Genomic DNA, 15553 nt, shown 5'->3' with positions numbered 1-15553 from the left:
GCTACGATTTCACCCATAGCGAATGGCCTCTTGGAATCGTGTTCTTGCCGGAACTGACTGATTCTATTGAGTTTACCATTCGCTATCTTCGTTTTCAGCACTCCCTCATGAATATCCAGGGTTGACTCCACTGCTATATTGAGCGGGATGAGTGCCGCCAGCGCCGGTCAGACGGCGTTGGCTGCCCAGGCTTTTATTCAATATCGCCGTGCTCAGGCGGCGCTGAGGACCGGGCAGCTTGTTCAAGCCGCAGGTACGGCTTCGCGAGCGGGCAAGCCGGGTCTAATGCTGGGGCTTACACTCTTGATTGTTGCCGGAGCGGTGAGCCTCTACTACACCCGTGAGAATCCGCTGGAGCAGTGGCTGCGTAATACCCGCTTCGGTACCCGGCCTGCCGCCTGGGCCGGCGACCTGGAGCAGGAGCTGGATGAGCTATACTGCCTGCTCTATCAACCGCGGATGAGGTTGGAACGCAAGGACACATGGAACCACCGCCTCAATACACGCTATACCGCTGTTTGGCTCTACGTGGAATTTCCTGCTGCCGAGCGATTCCCTGGCATGTTTACCCTGGATGCGACCGAAGTGTGGCGGGCAGGGTTATGGGGCAATGTACGGCAGCAGAACGTCTGGACCGAAAAGGATTTTGAATTGGATATCGGTGGCCGCCACCGACATGATCGCCCTGTATATCGTCGGGTCTTCCACACCAGTCACGAAGGGGAGAACCTGCGTTCGATCTCTGGCACACTTCACTATCGCCCGTTTCCGGACCTGACCCTGTCGCCCATCGAAATCGAGATCAGGTAGACCATGCAGAGCATCCAGACCTACTTCGCCGATCTATCCCAGCGGCTCGGCTTGGCCGACGAGCTGATCGTGCTATCGCCCAAGCGCCGGGCCGCCAAGCAGCCCATGCAGTTAGGCGAGGTGCAGGACCAGGCCGAGCACTATTTGGATCTTTCCAGTGGCGCCGAAGAAGGCAAGGGAATCTTTACTGGTATATGGGGGCTTCTTACGATTTACAGTGCCATATTGATGGCGCCAGCATTGCGCCTGGAAGGCGAGTTGATCAATTACTTATCAGTTATTGGTGGTGCCCTTGGTATTACGTTAACGGTTTTCTTGCTGGAAGTTTTTTGGCCATCCTCTTCCCCTGTTCGCTTTAACCGCCGTACCCGAGAGGTCTATTTTCAGGACAAGGACAAGCTCTACCACGTACCTTGGGACGAGGCGGTGGCCTGGATGCAAGAGAGCCGTACGGTAACCCAGTACACCGGCACCATGACGGAAACTCCGTTACAGCTGTTGCTACAGCGCTATGAAAACCCTAAAGAGATAATCGCACTGCAGCTGAACATGCCTATAGGGCGTACCGCTGAAACACAGGGTATGCTGTGGGAGTATCTGCGCTGCTATTATGGAGAAAGGGCCCTGGTTCGATGAAGATGGTCAACCACTAGCTGGCTCCAACCGAGAGGAAGTGCTGGAGGGCTATCGGAGGCGGCAAAAGAAGGCCACATTGGATCTTGAGCACTACCGTAAGCTAGTTCAGGGCGGTATCTTTACTCCGTCACGTGCAAGGGTGCGCATGCTTGGCGCTGCTTTTTTTTGGTTCTTCACACTTTGGCGTGAACCTGCTCTGCACAGACTGCATTGTGGAAGGACGCCTCGGCGATAGCGACGCAGGCGCTCCTTGTTGGAGCGCTCGGTTCGGCGCCCCGACTCTGCATCGCGACTGGCGCCGAGAGGCGCCTTGGCGGAGGCCACGGCGTTGGCGATGGTCGCTGGCACTGGCAACCCCGCCGGGAGGCCTGCGGCCCCTTCACGCCAGTCTGCGTAGAACCTTTTTACCCGTGCTTGTTTATTCGTGACATCACAGTCAAATATGCCCGCCAGCGCGCGGCCAGCAACCAGTGGCATTCTCTGATCAAGGAGCGCTGCCGCCCCGACGGCCCCACTACACGGCTCTATGACCTGGAAGTGGCGGAGGGGCTGCACAAGGATGCGGAGGTGAGTGTTGCTGCCCCTTCTCCTACCACACACTAGCCCATGCAGAGCATCAAGACCTACTTCGCCGATCTATCCCAGCGGCTTGGCTTGGCCGACGAGCTGATCGTGCTATCGCCCAAGCGCCGGGCTACCAAGCAGCCCATGCAGTTAGGCGAGGTGCAGGACCAGACCGGGCACTACACCACTCTCCAACTTCCCACCGCGCTTTGGCTACTGATCCATCATGCTGGCGCCTATGCAGCGCTTGCTGCCTGATTCTCGCCCGGCTTTTCAGCCGGGCTTTTTTCCTCAAGGCAGCGGGGCCTGTCAGGCATTGGCGGCGACGGCCACCGGGGCGGCGCCGTGCTTGATTGCGGCATAGCCCAGTCCGGTGACCAGTGAGCCGACGACGATGGCCGCGATATAGAGCAGCACCGGGGTGATGGCGTTGGGGATCATCAGTACGAAAATGCCGCCATGGGGTGCCATCAGCTGTGCACCGACCAGCATGGAGAGGGCGCCGGTGAGCGCGCCGCCGGCGATACAGGCGAGAATCACCGCCACCGGCTCGCCGATGACGTAGATCATGGTCAGACCAGTGACCAGGCTCGCCACCAGGGGGATGATCAGGATCGGCTTGAGCGATTCGACGCTGGACGGCAGCTTGACGTGTCGTGCCACCGGCAACGCCACATAGCCGGCCAGGAAGCCGGCCAGGATCCCGCCGATGAAGCCGGCCTCGATATTGGCCGCCAGCATGCCGCCGATCATGCCCGGGGCGATGCCGGAGCGGTCGGCGATGGAGTAGGCGATATAGCCGGCCAGTACCGGGATCATCAGGGCAAAGGCGGTACCGCCGCCGATCTGCATCAGCGCCGCAGCCAGCGTTCCCTCCTCCTGAAAGGCCTCGATGCCGAATACGAAGGAGAGCGCGATCAGTAGGCCGCCGGCCACCACCATGGGCAGCATGAAGGAGACGCCGGTCAGCAAGTGCTTGTAGACAGCTACCTCCGTGAGGCTTTTCTTGGTATCGGATCCGCCGGCACGAGTGCTACCGGCTTCCTCCACCGCGGCATCCGTCAGTGCCATCTCGATGGTTGGCCGCGACTTCTTCAGGGCGTTGCCGGTGGAGGTGCGATAGATGCGCTTGCCGGCGAAGCGGGTGGGGTCCACCTCGATGTCGCAGGCCAGGATCAACAGGTCGGCCTCGGCGATCTCCTCGTCGGTGAGCTTGCTCTGGGCGCCGACGGACCCTTGGGTCTCGACGCGGATCGCGTGGCCCAGGGACTTGCCGGCCTCGCTCAAGGCTTCTGCGGCCATGAATGTATGCGCCACGCCGGTGGGGCAGGCGGTTACGGCGACGATCCGCCGGCCGCCGGCGCCGGGTTCGTTGCCGCGGCTTCGTTGGGGGGCACGTACTCGCCTGCCTCACGGTTGGCGCGTTCGAGAAAGGCTTGCGGGTCTGGCAGCGCCTCATTGATAGGTGCTTGAAACAGGCGCTTGCCGCCGAAGCGCTGCGGTGCGGGGACAGGGTCGGCGGCAACCACGATCAGGTCGGCCTCGGTGATGGCCTGTGCCGACACGGGCTCGAGGGCCTCGAGTTCACTGTGCATCTCGACGTTCGCTTGCCAACCGAGGCGTTGGGCGGCCTGTTCGAGGCGGCGGGCAGCAAGGAATGAGATGGCCATGCCGCTGGGGCAGGCGGTGATGATAATGACGTTCATGCGAGGGCTCCCCCAGCGTCTACGTCGTTGAGGCGACGCACGCGGGTTTGTTGTTGAAGCTGCGGTAGGTCGCCGGCGTGCGGATCGCCCACGCCGACATGGCGAACGGATTCGGCGGAGAGTGCCGTGGCCAGGCGCAGTGTCTGCTCCGGCGAGTGACCGGAAATCACCCAGTGCAGCAGGGCGGCGAGCAGGGTGTCGCCGGCACCCACGGTGCTGGCGACGGTCAGGTGGGGCGGGGTGGCCTGCCAGGCGCCCCGCTGGCTGATCCACAGCACGCCGGCGGCACCGGAGGACACCACCGCTTCCTCGATCCCGCTGGCATAGAGCCGTAGCGCCCCGCGCAACCGTGACTCGGCGGTGTCCAGGGCGCCCCCGGCCCAGGCGGCCAGCTCCTGTTCGTTGGGTTTCACCGCCGTGGGACGGGCGGCGATGGCATCGATCAATGCCTCGCCGCTGGTGTCGGCCCATACTGGCAGGCCGGCCCGGCGGAGCCGGATGATCAGCTCGGCGAGGTCGGCGGGCGCGACCCCGGGTGGCAGGCTGCCGGCAATCACAGCCGCGGCAGGGCGGCGCGACGGATCGGTGATGAGTTCGTCGAGCCACGCAAGCAGATGCTGCCAGGCGTCGGCGTCGATGGTGGCGCCCGGACCGTTGATGTCGGTGACCCGACCATCGGCCTCGGCGAGCTTGGCGTTGATGCGTGTTTCGCCGGGCACGCGTAGGAAGGCGTCAATCACTCCCATCGCCTCGAAGGCGCGCAGGAAGGGGCCATCGTTGTCGCGGCCCAGGAAGCCGGAAACCGTCACGTCGTGGCCGAGGCCAACGAGGACCCTGGCGACGTTGACCCCCTTCCCGGCTGCCGTCAGGTGCGTCTCGCGAGTGCGATTGACCTCGCCGGGTACCAGCCGATCCATGCCGATGGACAGATCCAGGGCCGGGTTCAGCGTCAGCGTGAGGATGCGAGCCATCAGCGAACCTCCAGGGCATCGCGGACAGCCGCACTATTGGCCTGGGCCTGGGCCTGGGCCAGGGCGAGGCCGGCCTGGGCGCGGGCCTCTTCGAGGTCGAATTCACGTAGCCGCGCCTTGACCAGTGGCACTTGGCGAGCACTCACCGAGAGCTCGTCGACGCCCAGGCCCACCAGTACCGGTACCGCCATGGGGTCGCTGGCCAGTTCGCCGCACACCCCGACCCACTTGCCGTGAGCGTGGGCTGCGGTGACGGTCATCTCGATCAGGCGCAATACCGCCGGATGCAGGCCGTCGGCCTGGGCGGAGAGTTCCGGGTGGTCGCGGTCGATGGCCAGGGTGTACTGGGTCAGGTTGTTGGTGCCCACCGAGAAGAAGTCGACCTCGGCGGCCAGTGCCGGCGCGAGCAGGGCGGCCGAGGGGACTTCGATCATGATCCCGAGTTGCACGTCGCTGGCACGCTCGCCGTCGAAAATCAGCTCGGTACCGTCATCGAGGGTAAGCACCCGCGCGCCTGCTGCACCAGCGTCTCAAGCTGGACGGCGCCCTGGCGGATCGCCCGTTCCAGTCGCTGTGTCTGTGCCCCCGGGTCAGCGGCGCGCTCGGGATAGTCGAAGCGAGGCGTCTGCAGCACGAAGACCGGGGCGATGGCCAGCCCCGGAGAGGCCGCCACGCCAGGATGAGGCGTGTCGTCGGGCAGCGGTTCGGCGGGCGCGGCATCGGCCTGCGGCGTGATGCGCTCGCGACTCTCGTCGAACGGCAGAACCTGTTCACCGAGGCCGTCCGCCACGGCCTGGCACACGGCGTCGAGTGCCGCCACGGCCCCGTCTCCCTCGGCGGAAAAGGCCAGCTGCTGGCCGCGGCGGGCACCGAGGTTGATCACCTTGGTCAGGCTGCTTGCAGATACCGCATCGAAGCCGCCCTCGGCCAGTCGCACGCGGATGGGAACAGCCTGGGAGCGGGCGACCTGGATCAACTGCTTGGCGGGGCGGGCGTGCAGCCCATGGGCATTGAGTACCCGCGCGAGCCGAGTGTGGGCGGTGGCGGACTCCCCGGCCAGCCGGGCCAGTATGGTGGCCGCATCGGCGCCCTGCAGCTCGCCCGCACTACCGCGCTCGAGCAGCCTCAGGATGCACTCCAGCAGGCTGCGGTGGGCCTCGCCATGAGCGGCCAGGCAGAACAGGCCGTTGACCGTCTCGCCGGCCTCCTTCAGTGGATGCTCGGGTGTGGCCAGGGCCAGTGCGGGAACCTCGACGCTGCTTCCGCTCGAAGCCAGCCATAGACCCTGTCCCAGGTGCAGTGGAACGTGCTCGGCGATGGCGGCGATGAAGCCGTCGCCCACGCAGCCGAGCTGGCGCAGGCGGGCGGCACCGGCCAGGGCCAGCTCACGGGCATCGCGGGCGGGAAAGCCGAGGCACAGGGTGTCGCTGTCGAGGCGCGCATCCACGACCGCCTTCGACAGCAGGGCGGCGATCTCGTTACCCGAGCCTGCCGCGGCGAGTCGCTCGGCTACGCTGTCATCGTCGAGGACATGGGTGAGCTGGCGCAGGATGTCCAGGTGCTCGTCGCTGCTTGCGGCGATTGCCACCAGCACGTGGACGCGCTGGCCGTCGTGCCAGTCGACCCCGGCCGGGAATTGCAGTACCCGGACGCCGGTGGCCTGCACGTGTTCGCGGCTTTGTGGCGTACCGTGGGGGATGGCGATGGCATTGTCCAGATAGGTAGAGGACTGGGCCTCGCGGGCGAACAATCCCTCACGGTAGCCGGGCGAGGTGAGCCCCGCTCGATGCAGCGCCTCGGCGGCCTGCTCCAGTGCGCCACGCCAGTTTTCGGCATGGCAGGCGAGCAGTACATCGTCCTGATGGAGGGTCAACATGGATGGCCTCCCGTTAGATTTCGCGGCGACGCGACTGCCACCGAATGGGTGGTTTCAGGCTCGGCTGAATCGTGTCACCTGGTGATTTTCATGCTGGAACGATTCATACTGTTTGGCAAGGTTCTATTTCTACGACTTTGGCAGGGGTAGGGTTCCTTCGGCACTCACAGTGAGGATGTTCATGACTCTCGTCGAAATCGCCCGGCTGGCCGGTGTTTCGCGCACCACGGCCAGCTACGTGATCAACGGCAAGGCCGCGGAGCGGCGCATCAGCCAGGACACCGTCGACCGGGTCATGGTCGTGGTGCGGGAGCATCGCTATCAGGTCGATGCCCAGGCGGCGGCACTACGCCGTGGCTCGAGTCGCACGCTTGGCTTGATCATTCCCGACCTGGAGAATGTCAGCTACGCGCGACTCGCCAAGCGACTGGAGCGCGGCGCGCGAGAGCAGGGCTACCAGTTGCTGATTGCAGGCTCCGAAGACCAGCCGGAGAGCGAACGCGACCTGGCACTGGCATTGCGTGCCCAGCGCTGCGAGGTGCTGATCACCGCCAGTTGCCTGCCCATGAACGACCCCTTCTACGCCGAGCTGATGGATGAAGGCCTGCCGGTGATCGCCGTGGACCGCGGCTTCGATCCCCAGCGCTTCGCCTGCGTGGTGAGCAATGACCGGGACGCCGCCGAGCGGCTGACGCGCTCGGTGCTGGGCGGTGACGTGGCCAGCGTGGCCTGGTTGGACGCGGTACCGGGACTGTCGATTACGCACGAGCGCCGCGCCGGTTTCCAGCAGGCGCTATCGGGCAGCGACGCTGCCGTGTTTGCCTGTTGCGCCGAGCGCTACGAGCGCGACGAGGGAGCCCGGCTGATGCGCGAGCTGCTCGCCGAGCGTGGCCTCCCCGACGCCCTGGTCACCGCCTCCTATACGCTGCTGGACGGCGTCTTCGATGTGCTGCTGGAAGAGGGCGGGTTGCCGCCGTCGCTGCGCATGGCGACCTTCGGCGACAACCGGCTACTCGACTTCCTGCCGCTGCCGGTCAACTCGGCGGTGCAGGACCACGACCGCATCGCTGCCGCCACACTGACCGCCGCCCTGGCCGCCGCCAGGGGCGACTATCGCCCAGGCGAGAAGATGGTATCGCGCACCCTGCGTTGGCGCCTGCCGGAGCGGCTGCCGCTTGGCTGAACGGTCAGCGGCGACATGAGTCGGTGCGGCTTTCTTCAGCGACGAATTTACTGCCGCAGATGTGCCAGATCTCCTCGGTCAGGCAGCGCGGCATAGGCACCGGGGCGTGTCACGGCGTGGGCGCCGCAGCGACAGGCGAACTCGACGGTGCGCCTGAGAAAGGCGTCGTCCTGGTGCCAGTCGCCTTCGATACCCCGCTCGGCCAGTTCCGCCAGCAGGCCGCCGATGAAGGCGTCGCCCCCGGCGGTGGTATCCACGGGCTGCACCCTGGGCGGGTCGATCCGGAAATCCCTGCCGACCCCCAATGTGCGTACCGGCCCCGCTCCATCGGTGATCACGATCAGCTTCACGCCGGCGGCGAGCCGCTCGGCCAGCCAGGCTTCCACCGGGTGGTCGCCACGCAGATAGTCGAGTTCATCGGTTGAGAGCTTGACCAGCCCGGCCTGGTCGAGCAGGCGGGTGGTCAGGGTGATGTCGGCGACACCGCTCTCCCAGAGGTTGTGCCGGAGGTTGGCGTCCACGCTGACCAGGCAGCCGGCACGATTGGCCATGTCGGCCATGGCCAGGGTGGTCTCGGCGATTCCCGGTTCGGTCAGGCTATTGGTACAGAAGTGTACGATGGCGGGGTGGGCGAAGATCCCTGCCGGCAGGTGTTCGAGCCGATACAGCAGATCGGCGGCCGGCGGCCGGTAGAAGTCGAAGGTGCGCTCGCCCGCCGCGTCGCGGGAGACGAAGGCCAGTGCCGTGCGCGCCTCGCGGGTACGTGCCGTGCCCGAGAGGTCGACACCGTGGGCCGCAAGCTCCGCGGCGATGAAGTCGCCAAAGTAGTCATCACCCAGCATGCCGAGAAAACGGCTCGGAACCCCCAGTCGGGCGCAGGCCACGGCTACGTTGGCCGGGGCGCCGCCGGCATAGGGTGTGAAGGTCTCGGGGCCCTCGGTGGCGTCGCCGAGGCGGCTGGAGAGCATGTCGACGAGGGCCTCGCCGAAGGCGATCACTGGGGTCATGCTGGTGTCCTCGATAGTGGTTTGTGGCGTCACTGTCTGGTGGTGTCGTGCTTTTGATGAGACATGGATTTGATACGGCATGGTTTGGATGCGTCGTGGTTCAAGCGGTGCTGCCGAGTCAGGCGACGTCGTGGCCCCGGGCGGCCTCGAGCAGGGCATGCCAGGCCGGGCGCTCGGCCTTGAGGCTGCCGACCACCGGCACAGGGCGGCCGGGCAGGGCGCGCAGCCAGGCCAGGGCCAGGCCGGCGGGGGTCACGCCCTGCTCACCGGCCTATCTGGCGCGTGCCAGCGAGCCGTCGATGGCACGCGCCAGATAGGCCGGTGAGCTGTCGTAGTGCTTGACCCGGTGGGCAGACGCGTCGCGCTCCGGCGTGACGATGCTCGCCTTGGTGACGACGCGCACCCGGTCGGCGAGCCCGGGGCGGGCACCCAGGGCGGCGCCGAACAGCGCCTCGCCCTGGCGGTCGCCATAGATGTCGGCGTGGTCGAACCAGTCGTGCCCCTCGTCGAGGCGGGCCTCGATCCAGTCGGCCAGCCGCGCCGGGGCATGCAGCGCCGGTTCCTCGTGCAGCCGCATCATGCCCAGCAGGAAGGGCACCTCGAAGGTGGCGGCGGTGCTCATGCGTCGGACTCGCGGGCGCCCTCATCCAGAGAGAGCGTGGTCCCCAGCAGGTGCTGGGCACCCGGCACCAGCCACACCGGGTCCAGGCGGGTATTGGCCGACTCCACGCAGAGAAAGCGGCGCGCGGCCCCGGGCGGCGTATCGTCGGGGCGCGCTTCGCCAGGGTGCCAGACCACGGCGGAATCGCTGCCCTGGCGGGCGACGCGCAGGCGGCGGTTGCCGTCGTCGAGAGTCAGCTCGGCATTGGTGTGGTAGATGCGGTCGAGGCCGCCACGCACGGCCAGTTCGCCCTGCTGGTCGCGCTCGGCGAAGCCGGCCAGCTTGTCCAGATAGCGGGCCCCGGCCAGCCCCCCCAGGCGACAGGCGAAGCTGTCGGTCACGGCGAGGTAGGTATGCAGGGCGGCGCTCAGCTTGACCGGGGTCTCGCCGACATGCTCGGTGATCAGCTCCACGTGCAGGCGGTGGGCATTGGCCTGTATCACCGCACGGGGGGCCAGCTGGGTGTGCAGGGGCTCGGCGGGAGAGAGGTGCAGCTCGATGCCATCTTCGTGTTCATCCACGGCGTCCAGCCGCCAATCGGCCTTGCGCGCCGGGCCGTGGAAGGGCCCCGACCGGTCCGGCGACTCGTCCGCGCCCCTGTCGTCGGCAAACCAGGGCCAGCACAGCGGGATGCCGCCGCGAATGGCGCCGGGCAGCGGTTGCGGCGTCGGCGTCACCCATAGCCAGCCGCCGGGCACCAGCACCTCTGCTTGCTCGACCGGGCCGGCAGCGTCGGAGCCGGCGCGCGTGTCGTCGGACGCACTGGACCTGCGCGTGGCGTCGGACGCGCAATAGCGCGGCGCGTTAGAAAGAGCGCCTGCGGCTCGCGCGGGGCCGGGCGCGTTAGAAGAACGAGAGCCCTCAGCTTCCGCGGCTGCGGGCGCGGATAAAGAGCCCTCAGCTCGCGCGGGGTCGGGCGCCGGTAAAAAATGCAGCACCTGGGCGCCCTGCAGGCAGACGGCAAGTTCGCCCCAGCTTTCGCGCGCCAGCCACACGGGGCGGCCGGCCCATTCGCACTGACGCTGGCCATCGGTCTCGTCGAGCAGGGCTCGCAGGCATGGCGGGATCATTAACGCTCCTTTTTCAGCTCATTCCACTTTTTTCAGCTCATTCTACTTCTTCGTTGCGCAGAGCCTCTGCGGCGCCCAGCAGCCCCGGCCAGGGTGCGGTGACCACGTGAACCGGGATGGCGCGGGTGTAGTCGCTCATGCGCCCTTGGCGGTGAAGGCTTCCACGAAACGGCTCTGGGGAAACCAGTCGAGCAGCCTCGGCAGGATGCCGCCGCAGAGATAGACCCCGCCGCGAGCGCCCATGACCAGGGCCGCATCGCCACTGACGTCGCCGAGGATCTTCAGGAAACGCAGTAGCGTATCACGCGCGATGCCGTCCCTGTGTGAAGCGCGCGTTGGTGCCACCGATGTCTCCGATCAGCGCCGGTCGTGTCATTGATCCTCCTGCTCGATCGTCTCGAGTTGCCGTGACAGCACCTCCGCCTCGAAGCTGCCGAACACCCCGGCTCCCTCTTCGGCCTTCGCGGCCAGGTGGCGAAAGCCGCCGAACAGCTCGCGACCCAGGCCGAAATGGCTCTGTTCGAGATTGATATCGGCGCAGGGGCGGCCGTTGAACTCGGTGGCATCGACGAGCACGCGCAGTTCGCCGCTATCGGCGTCAAGGCGTACCACGTCGCCGTCGCGCAGCTTCGCCAGCGGGCCACGATCGACGGCTTCGGGGGTTACGTGAATGGCGGCCGGTACCTTGCCGGACGCGCCTGACATGCGGCCGTCGGTAACCAGTGCGACCCGGTAGCCGCGATCCTGAAGCACGCCCAGAAAGGGGGTGAGCTTGTGCAGCTCGGGCATGCCGTTGGCCTTGGGGCCCTGGAAGCGCACCACCACCACCACGTCTCGGTCGAGTTCCCCCGACTCGAATGCTGCCTTCACCTGATTCTGGTCGTCGAATAGCTTGACCGGCGCCTCGATGACGCGATGCTCCTGCTTGACCGCGGAGATCTTGATCACGCCGCGGCCGAGGTTGCCGTCGAGTACGGTGAGGCCGCCGGTGGGTGAGAAGGGGTTGGCCACCGGGCGCAGCACATCGCGGTCATGGCTCTCCGTGGGGCCTTCGCGCCACACCAGCTTGCCCTCCTCGAGAAAGGGTTCCTGGGTATAGGCGTGCAGGTCGGTGCCGAACACCGTGGGAATGTCGCCGTGGATGAGGCCGGCATCGAGCAGCTCACGAATCAGCAGGCTCATGCCGCCGGCGGCCTGGAAGTGATTCACGTCGGCCTGGCCGTTGGGATAGATGCGGGTCATGCTGGGCACTACCGCCGAGAGCTCGGTGAAGTCGTCCCAGTCGATGGTGATGCCCGCCGCACCGGCCATGGCCACCAGGTGCAGGGTATGGTTGGTGGAGCCCCCCGAGGCGAGCAGGCCGACAATGGCATTGACGATGGCACGCTCGTCGATCTGGCGGTAGAACGGCCGATAGTCGCCGCTCTGCTCGGTATTGCGAATCGCCTGCTCGGTGGCGTAGCGGGTCAGCGCATCACGCAGCGGCGTGCCGGGGTTGACGAAGGAGGCGCCGGGCAGGTGCAGGCCCATCATCTCCATCATCAGCTGGTTGGAGTTGGCGGTACCATAGAAGGTACAGGTTCCGGGGCTGTGGTAGGACTGGGACTCGGCCTCCAGGAGTTCATCGCGGCCCACCTTGCCCTCGGCATAGAGCTGTCTGATACGTGCCTTCTCGTTATTGGGCAGGCCGCTGGTCATCGGGCCACCAGGCACGAACATGGCCGGCAGGTGACCGAAGCGGGCCGCGCCGATGAACAGGCCGGGTACGATCTTATCGCAGATACCCAGGTAGAGTGCGGCATCGAACATGTTGTGGGAGAGTGCCACGGCGGTGGCCATGGCGATCACGTCGCGGGAAAAAAGCGACAGCTCCATGCCCGGCTGGCCCTGGGTAACGCCATCGCACATCGCCGGTACACCGCCGGCAAACTGTGCCGTGGAACCCATCCCGCGTGCCGCTTCCTTGATGGCAGCGGGGTAGTCCTCGAAGGGGCGGTGGGCGGATAGCATGTCGTTATAGGACGAAATGATAGCCAGGTTGGCGCTGTTGGTCAGCTTGAGCCGGTCCTTGTCGGTGGCGACATCGCAGCCGGCGAAACCATGCGCCAGGTTGCCGCAGGAAAGCTCGCCACGATGCACGCCCTGGCTGTGCTGGGCCGCCATGTGGGCCTCGTAGAGCTTGCGCCGCTGGTGGGAGCGTGCGCGGATGCGCTCGGTAACCTGTTGGACGGTTGAATGAAGAGCTGCGGATGGGCGAGCCATGGGGTACCTCGCGTCGTTGAGTGGTGTTTGCGGTAAGTTTACAAAATTATCGCGCAATTTTCCCGGTCATGATACGTGTCTTTTGGCTGTTATGTAGTTTTATTACGTATTTTTTCTCACAACCCCATCAGCCTGTACAGCCAGCTCCGATAGGGTGGGTTGAGTAGCCCCACGCTGCTGCGCTTCGCCTGAAGGAAGACGCTGCGCTGATGGCTGAAGCGCAGGAAGCCGGCTTCCCCCTGGTAACCGCCCATGCCGCTTGCGCCTACACCGCCGAACGGCAGGGCGGGCACGGCGTTATGCCAGAGCGTATCGTTGAAGACCACGCCGCCGGAGTGGGAATCCTCGAGGATGCGCCTGCGCTGCTCGCGGTCGTTGGTGAAGGCGTAGAGCGCCAGAGGGCGAGGCCGCTCCTGAACGAAGGCCAGGGCGTGCGACAGGTCGCCGACCCCGATGATCGGCAGCCAGGGACCAAAGATCTCTTCACGCATGATGGTCAGCCCGCCATGAGGGTCGATCACCAGTGTCGGCGGTAGCTTGGCGCCCCGACTGAGCTCCACCGTCTCGCCCAGCGGGATCACCCTGCAGCCGTGGTCTCGTGCTTCCTCCAGCATGGCGTCGAGACGCTCGCGGTGCGACTCGCCGACGATGGCGCTGTAGTCGTCACCGGCAGCTCCCTTGGGATGAAAGCGTTTCACCACTCGGGTCAGAGCGGCGACGAAGGCAGTCAGCTGCGGCTCATGCACCAGCACATAGTCCGGGGCGAGGCGGGTCTGACCCGCATTCAACCATTTACCGAAGGCGATGCGCTCGGCTGCCCGCTCCAGGTCGACATCGGCGCCGATGATTGCCGGGGTCTTGCCGCCCAGTTCCAGTGTGACCGGAGTGAGGTTGGCGGCCGCGGCCAGGGCGACTTCCCGTCCGGCTTGGGCATCGCCGGTGAACAGCAGGTGGTCGAAGGGCAAGGTGGCGAAGGCCCGTCCCGTGTCGGCATCGCCGGTGATTACGCTGAGCTCATTCGCGGAGAAGTAATATTCGGCCAGTCGCGCCATAAGGGCACTGGTCGTCGGCGCTCTTTCACTGGGCTTGATCATCACCCGGTTGCCGGCCGCCAGGGCATCCACGGCGGGCAGCAGGGCAAGGCTCCAGGGCGAGTGCCTGGGGGCGATGATGCCCACCGTACCCAGGGGTTGTCGATGCACCCGCGCACGAGCCGGCCACAGTCGAAAGGGCACGGGTGCCCGAGTGGGGCGCATCCAGCGCTTGAGGTGTCGGCGGGCATGGCGCACCGCTTGAAGCACTCTGGCAATGTCCGTCAGGCGGGTTTCGGCTTCTGGGCGGTAGCCGAAGTCCTGGCGAATCGCCTTGATGATGTCCTGACGATGCTGCCGAGTCATCTCGCCCAGTCGCTTCAGGCGGTCGCGGCGCACGGCGAGGGTCGGGTAGCGTTCGGCGTCGAAGGCCTGGCGCTGCGCGTCGAGGTGCGCCGACAGGTGGCTGTCGTCGGCCATTCGCGTCTCCCTGTATAGAGGGTGATGGAAGGAGCGGGTGGGTCTGGGCACAATGTAGGCGGTTTGCCGGTCGCTTGTCAGCCGGCGTTATCGGTCATCACCGAAAAAGCAGGAGTCGCATGTCCGAGCTCGTCCTGAAAAGGCTTCCCGCCATCGAGTCAGTGTCAGCCGGGCAGTGGAACGCACTGGTCGGCCACGATCATCCCTTCCTGCGTCACGAATTCCTCCATGCCCTGGAGGCCAGCGGCTCGGTGGGAGCGGCCACGGGCTGGGTGCCCTGTCATCTGACGCTGTGGCAGACTGAGGCGTTGGTCGGGGTCATGCCGTACTATCTCAAGCATCACTCCTACGGCGAGTATGTCTTCGACTGGAGATGGGCCGACGCCTGGGAGCGCGCCGGAGGGCGCTACTACCCCAAGGGGCTGACGGCGATCCCCTTCACGCCGGCGCCGGGCCCGCGGCTGGCGCTGGCGGAGGATATCGACCCGCTGGCGGCTCGTGACGTGCTCGCCACTGCCTGGGAGAGCGGCTCGCTGTCGAGCTGGCACCTGCTGTTTGCCGAGCGGGAGGAGGTGGACGGCTGGCTTGCGGCCAGGCCGACGCTGGTGGTCCGTCATGGGGTTCAGTTCCAGTGGCAGGACCGGGGCTACGGTGATTTTGCCGGCTTTCTGGCGGCTATGACCTCCAAGCGGCGCAAGGCGATTCGACGTGAGCGACGCTTGGTCGCCGAGCAGGGATTGACGCTGCACCGCCTGGAGGGCAAGGCGATCGGCGCGGACGATCTCGCGCACTTCTCCCGCTGCTACGAGATCACCTATCTGGAGCGCGGCCGTCATGGGTATCTTAATCTCGATTTCTTTCAGCGGCTGCATCGTACGTTGCCCGAGGCGCTGGTGCTGGTTCAGGTGCGTCTGGAAGGCAAGCCGGTGGCTGCAGCGCTCTGCCTGCAGGGGAGTCGCACGCTCTACGGACGCTACTGGGGCAGTGAAGTATTGGCCGATTCGCTGCACTTCGAGGCCTGCTACTACCAGGGTATCGAGCACTGTCTGGCCCGAGGTCTGACTTGCTTCGACCCCGGCACCCAGGGCGAGCACAAGCTGAGCCGCGGCTTTGCGCCGCACCGGTTGCGCTCGCTGCACTACCTGGCCGACCCGGGTCTGCGTGCCGCCGTGGCGCGCTTCTGTACCGAGGAGCGGCGCCATGTGGCAGCCTATAGCCGGATCGCGGGGCAGGCTCTGCCGTTCAGGGCGTGAGCCTGCGGGACGAAGGTGGCATAATGGCGACCGTTTCGAATCT

12 protein-coding genes and 3 pseudogenes are annotated in these 15553 nt (G+C 66.0%); 5 read left to right on the top strand and 10 right to left on the bottom strand.

Features of this window, described 5'->3' with window-relative positions:
• The first annotated feature begins 285 nt into the window (after window positions 1–285).
• The 3 genes from DU490_RS13500 (at window position 286) to DU490_RS13485 (ending at window position 2268) form a co-directional block, all read left to right on the top strand.
• Complete coding sequence (locus DU490_RS13500; protein ID WP_114574802.1) at window positions 286–810, top strand: hypothetical protein; 525 nt, start codon at window positions 286–288, stop codon at window positions 808–810.
• A 3-nt stretch (window positions 811–813) separates the two neighbouring features.
• Window positions 814–1446 carry a DUF6708 domain-containing protein gene (locus DU490_RS13495; RefSeq protein ID WP_114574801.1) on the top strand — a complete coding sequence of 211 codons (633 nt, stop codon included), beginning with the start codon at window positions 814–816 and terminating at the stop codon, window positions 1444–1446.
• Window positions 1447–2052: 606 nt separating this feature from the next.
• On the top strand, window positions 2053–2268 hold the full coding sequence (locus DU490_RS13485) for a hypothetical protein (RefSeq protein WP_114574800.1): 216 nt from the start codon (window positions 2053–2055) through the stop codon (window positions 2266–2268).
• Between the two features lie 51 nt (window positions 2269–2319).
• Here DU490_RS13485 and DU490_RS13480 read toward each other — a convergent pair.
• The 3 genes and pseudogenes from DU490_RS13480 to fruB all read right to left on the bottom strand — a co-directional run bounded on the left by DU490_RS13480 (window position 2320) and on the right by fruB (window position 6563).
• Window positions 2320–3716: pseudogene (locus DU490_RS13480) on the bottom strand (PTS fructose-like transporter subunit IIB).
• On the bottom strand, window positions 3713–4687 hold the full coding sequence (gene pfkB, locus DU490_RS13475) for a 1-phosphofructokinase (protein WP_114574799.1): 975 nt from the start codon (window positions 4685–4687) through the stop codon (window positions 3713–3715). Before pfkB ends, DU490_RS13480 begins: the two are co-directional and overlap by 4 nt.
• Window positions 4687–6563, bottom strand: a pseudogene (gene fruB / locus DU490_RS13470) (fused PTS fructose transporter subunit IIA/HPr protein). Before fruB ends, pfkB begins: the two are co-directional and overlap by 1 nt.
• Before the next feature lie 181 nt (window positions 6564–6744).
• Between fruB and cra the strand changes: the two are divergent.
• Complete coding sequence (gene cra / locus DU490_RS13465) at window positions 6745–7746, top strand: catabolite repressor/activator (RefSeq protein WP_114574798.1); 1002 nt, start codon at window positions 6745–6747, stop codon at window positions 7744–7746.
• A gap of 47 nt (window positions 7747–7793) precedes the next feature.
• Here the strand turns inward: cra and DU490_RS13460 are convergent, their stop codons facing one another.
• The 7 genes and pseudogenes from DU490_RS13460 to DU490_RS13430 form a co-directional block, all read right to left on the bottom strand.
• Window positions 7794–8753 (bottom strand): carbohydrate kinase, encoded by a 960-nt coding sequence (locus DU490_RS13460; RefSeq protein WP_114574797.1) that lies wholly within the window; start codon window positions 8751–8753, stop codon window positions 7794–7796.
• 118 nt (window positions 8754–8871) lie between these two features.
• Entirely contained in the window at window positions 8872–9009 is a 138-nt protein-coding gene (locus tag DU490_RS17600; protein WP_309485743.1) for a hypothetical protein, read from the bottom strand.
• A 15-nt stretch (window positions 9010–9024) separates the two neighbouring features.
• Window positions 9025–9375 carry an aldo/keto reductase gene (locus tag DU490_RS13455; protein ID WP_309485742.1) on the bottom strand — a complete coding sequence of 117 codons (351 nt, stop codon included), beginning with the start codon at window positions 9373–9375 and terminating at the stop codon, window positions 9025–9027.
• Window positions 9372–10484 (bottom strand): D-hexose-6-phosphate mutarotase, encoded by a 1113-nt coding sequence (locus DU490_RS13450; RefSeq protein WP_258801662.1) that lies wholly within the window; start codon window positions 10482–10484, stop codon window positions 9372–9374. Before DU490_RS13450 ends, DU490_RS13455 begins: the two co-directional genes overlap by 4 nt.
• Window positions 10485–10521: 37 nt before the next feature.
• A pseudogene (locus tag DU490_RS13440) lies at window positions 10522–10829 on the bottom strand (glucokinase).
• A 27-nt stretch (window positions 10830–10856) separates the two neighbouring features.
• On the bottom strand, window positions 10857–12746 hold the full coding sequence (edd, locus tag DU490_RS13435; RefSeq protein WP_114574796.1) for a phosphogluconate dehydratase: 1890 nt from the start codon (window positions 12744–12746) through the stop codon (window positions 10857–10859).
• 116 nt (window positions 12747–12862) lie between these two features.
• Window positions 12863–14257 carry an aldehyde dehydrogenase family protein gene (locus DU490_RS13430; RefSeq protein ID WP_114574795.1) on the bottom strand — a complete coding sequence of 465 codons (1395 nt, stop codon included), beginning with the start codon at window positions 14255–14257 and terminating at the stop codon, window positions 12863–12865.
• Between the two features lie 119 nt (window positions 14258–14376).
• On the opposite strand from DU490_RS13430, the gene DU490_RS13425 reads away from it, so the two are divergent.
• A complete protein-coding gene (locus tag DU490_RS13425; RefSeq protein ID WP_114574794.1) occupies window positions 14377–15510 on the top strand; it encodes a GNAT family N-acetyltransferase in 1134 nt (377 codons plus the stop codon).
• Window positions 15511–15553 lie beyond the last annotated feature (43 nt).

This window comes from Halomonas sp. DQ26W (assembly GCF_003339685.1).
Taxonomy (GTDB): Bacteria; Pseudomonadota; Gammaproteobacteria; order Pseudomonadales; family Halomonadaceae; genus Halomonas.
Note: the sequence above shows the minus strand (reverse complement) of the source record. Positions and strands in the feature narration are given on the sequence as shown.

Coding starts and splice junctions, on each gene's coding strand:
- DU490_RS13500 (WP_114574802.1), top strand. CDS start 286: ATGCTGGGGCTTACACTCTTGATTGTTGCCGGAGCGGTGAGCCTCTAC.
- DU490_RS13495 (WP_114574801.1), top strand. CDS start 814: ATGCAGAGCATCCAGACCTACTTCGCCGATCTATCCCAGCGGCTCGGC.
- DU490_RS13485 (WP_114574800.1), top strand. CDS start 2,053: ATGCAGAGCATCAAGACCTACTTCGCCGATCTATCCCAGCGGCTTGGC.
- pfkB (WP_114574799.1), bottom strand. CDS start 4,687: ATGGCTCGCATCCTCACGCTGACGCTGAACCCGGCCCTGGATCTGTCC.
- cra (WP_114574798.1), top strand. CDS start 6,745: ATGACTCTCGTCGAAATCGCCCGGCTGGCCGGTGTTTCGCGCACCACG.
- DU490_RS13460 (WP_114574797.1), bottom strand. CDS start 8,753: ATGACCCCAGTGATCGCCTTCGGCGAGGCCCTCGTCGACATGCTCTCC.
- DU490_RS13455 (WP_309485742.1), bottom strand. CDS start 9,375: ATGAGCACCGCCGCCACCTTCGAGGTGCCCTTCCTGCTGGGCATGATG.
- DU490_RS13450 (WP_258801662.1), bottom strand. CDS start 10,484: ATGATCCCGCCATGCCTGCGAGCCCTGCTCGACGAGACCGATGGCCAG.
- edd (WP_114574796.1), bottom strand. CDS start 12,746: ATGGCTCGCCCATCCGCAGCTCTTCATTCAACCGTCCAACAGGTTACC.
- DU490_RS13430 (WP_114574795.1), bottom strand. CDS start 14,257: ATGGCCGACGACAGCCACCTGTCGGCGCACCTCGACGCGCAGCGCCAG.
- DU490_RS13425 (WP_114574794.1), top strand. CDS start 14,377: ATGTCCGAGCTCGTCCTGAAAAGGCTTCCCGCCATCGAGTCAGTGTCA.